General features: G+C 50.2%; 1 rRNA gene. It reads left to right on the top strand.

From position 1 onward, the window contains the following. Positions 1–106, top strand: a 23S ribosomal RNA gene (locus C7B16_RS24400); the annotation flags it as partial. Positions 107–255: the final 149 nt, after the last annotated feature.

Here is a 255-nt window from a genome sequence, read left to right as displayed (position 1 = left end):
AAGTCTCCTGAAGGAACGTTGAAGACGACGACGTTGATAGGCCGGGTGTGTAAGCGCAGCGATGCGTTGAGCTAACCGGTACTAATGAACCGTGAGGCTTAACCTTACAACGCCGAAGATGTTTTGGTGGATGAGAGAAGATTTTCAGCCTGATACAGATTAGATTAACCGGCGATAAGCGGGTTAATAAACAGAATTTGCCTGGCGGAGATAGCGCGGTGGTCCCACCTGACCCCATGCCGAACTCAGAAGTGA

This window comes from Escherichia sp. 20412-1, assembly GCF_003027595.1.
Lineage (GTDB): Bacteria > Pseudomonadota > Gammaproteobacteria > Enterobacterales > Enterobacteriaceae > Escherichia > Escherichia marmotae.
This window is presented reverse-complemented; position numbering and strand designations above follow the sequence as displayed.